This window comes from Leisingera sp. F5, from assembly GCF_001593695.1.
In genome coordinates, this window is sequence record NZ_LUKH01000547.1 from 1 (window position 1) to 2149 (window position 2149).

Annotated in this window: 3 protein-coding genes and 1 pseudogene; 3 read left to right on the top strand and 1 reads right to left on the bottom strand. The window is 61.0% G+C overall.

All coding sequences use genetic code 11. The features are described from left to right. Positions 1–251 (top strand): annotated as a pseudogene (locus A2I95_RS33060) (branched-chain amino acid ABC transporter permease); the annotation flags it as partial. Positions 252–278: 27 nt separating this feature from the next. On the opposite strand, the gene A2I95_RS33065 reads toward A2I95_RS33060, so the two are convergent. Next, positions 279–623: an SHOCT domain-containing protein gene (locus tag A2I95_RS33065; RefSeq protein WP_291736646.1), complete on the bottom strand. Its 345-nt coding sequence runs from the start codon at positions 621–623 to the stop codon at positions 279–281. A gap of 102 nt (positions 624–725) precedes the next feature. Here A2I95_RS33065 and A2I95_RS33070 point away from each other — a divergent pair, with 102 nt between their 5' ends. Together A2I95_RS33070 and A2I95_RS33075 are read left to right on the top strand one after the other, a co-directional pair. Beyond that, a complete protein-coding gene (locus tag A2I95_RS33070) occupies positions 726–989 on the top strand; it encodes a hypothetical protein (RefSeq protein WP_129369245.1) in 264 nt (87 codons plus the stop codon). 74 nt (positions 990–1063) lie between these two features. Then, the gene (locus A2I95_RS33075; protein WP_129369246.1) at positions 1064–2140 is read left to right on the top strand and encodes a branched-chain amino acid ABC transporter permease; all 1077 of its coding nucleotides are present in this window, start codon (positions 1064–1066) and stop codon (positions 2138–2140) included. Positions 2141–2149: the final 9 nt, after the last annotated feature.

Consider the following 2149-nt stretch of genomic DNA (forward strand, 5'->3'; position numbering starts at 1 on the left):
GTGTGCAGTTCTCGCTGTCGCTGATCGCGCTGAAGGCGCTGCCGGTGCTGATGCTGGGCGGCTTCACCTCGATCCCCGGCGCCATTGTCGGCGGGCTGATCATCGGTGTGGGCGAGAAACTGTTCGAGTTTGCCATCGGTCCGATGGTTGGCGGCGCCACCGAGAACTGGTTTGCTTATGTGCTGGCACTGCTGTTCCTGGTGTTCCGTCCGCAGGGTCTGTTCGGGGAGAAGATCATTGAACGGGTCTGACGCTCATATGACCTGCTCCCGGTCTGTTCAGCTTTCCAGCTTGCGGAATGCGGCGATGACAATGGCGGCGAATACCGTGGCGACCAGCGTGAAGGCAATGGTCAGATCGCCGATCAGCTGCCCGGCCAGGAGCGTTAGCAGCCCGGCCCCGAGAAGCCCCATCAGCATCAGCCCCCAAGGGCCGGGTGCGGTCCCAGAGGTTTCCCTGCGTGCCTCCCGGCGCGGCGGCTCGAATTCGAACGGCGGCAGCACTGTTGCGTCTTCCACCGTTGCCAGCAGGCGGCCCTTGGCCTCTGCAAATTCGGCTGCTGAAATGTCACCCTTCTTCCGCGCGGCCTCCAGCCGCCGGATTTCCTCAAAAATCGCGGTCATTGATCCCACTCACTTTACCCAAGAACAGGGTGGCAGAAAGAAATGGGCAAAATGTGGCCATGCACGGATTTCTGACAAATTGGTTAACGCCGGCGGTGCGGCATGACCAAGGCGATTGCCGTCATCAACGTGATTGCCTGGGCGGGCTTTTGGGCGTTCGGCTATCTGGCGCTGACCGCGGAAGGGTTCACCGAAACCCAGATTGTCACCGCGTCGCTGCTGGCAGCCTCAGGACTGATTACCGGCATCATTGCATATCTGCGTCTGGTGCGCGGCAGCGAGCGCAGCGGCTATGCCAAACCGTCAAACCGGATAACCCGCGCGCAGCGCGACGCGGCACAGGCGCAATGGGGGCAGATCGAATGATTGCCGCTGCTGAAACATTCAAGACAAACACCCGGACCGGGCCCTGTTTGCAACAGAAAGGGAGCATCTGAGACATGTTCTACCGTGAAGCCGGAGACTTCAAAACCTCCTATGCCGATGACAGCCAGACCTTCCCGATCAAGTTCGACCGCGTCCGCTATTATGTGGTACTGGCGGTGGCCTTTGGCATCATCCCCTTCCTGGTCAACGACTACTGGGCCAATGCGATCCTGCTGCCGTTCCTGATCTATTCAATTGCGGCGATCGGGCTGAACATTCTTGTCGGATACTGCGGGCAGGTGTCCCTGGGCACCGGCGGGTTCATGGCGGTGGGGGCCTATGCCTGCTACAAACTGATGACGGCCTTTCCCGAGGTCAGCATGTTCATCCATGTGATCCTGGCGGGCGGCATCACCGCGGTGGTCTGCATGGCCTTCGGCCTGCCCTCGCTGCGCATCAAGGGCTTCTATCTGGCGGTGGCGACGCTGGCGGCGCAGTTCTTCCTGGTGTGGCTGTTCAACCGGGTGCCGTGGTTTTACAACTATTCGGCTTCGGGCCAGATCAACGCACCGGAGCGCGATACCTTTGGCATCCTGATCACCGGCCCCAATGCGCCGGCCTGGGCCACCTATCTGTTCTGCCTGATTTTCCTGACGTTCTGCGCGCTGGTGGCCCGCAACCTGACCCGCGGTACCGTGGGCCGCAGCTGGATGGCGATCCGCGACATGGATATCGCGGCTGAAATCATCGGGGTGAACCCGCTCAAGGCCAAACTCACAGCTTTTGCCGTGTCCGGCTTTTTCATCGGGATTTCCGGCGCGCTGTTCTTTGCAGTCTACCTTGGTGCGGTCGAGGTCGGCGAGGCCTTTGGCATCAACAAGTCGTTCCTGGTGCTGTTCATGGTGATCCTGGGCGGGCTGGGGTCGATCTTCGGCTCCTTTGCCGGCGCGGCCTTTCTGGTGCTCTTGCCGGTGGTGCTGAAGGTGGTGGGCGTCGATCTTCTGGGCTGGCCGACTGATATCGTGGCGCATTTCCAGCTGGTGATCGTGGGGGCGCTGATTGTGGTGTTTCTGATCGCCGAGCCGCACGGCATGGCGCAGCTGTGGCGTGTCGCCAAGGAAAAACTAAGACTTTGGCCCTTCCCGCACTGATGCGGGCAC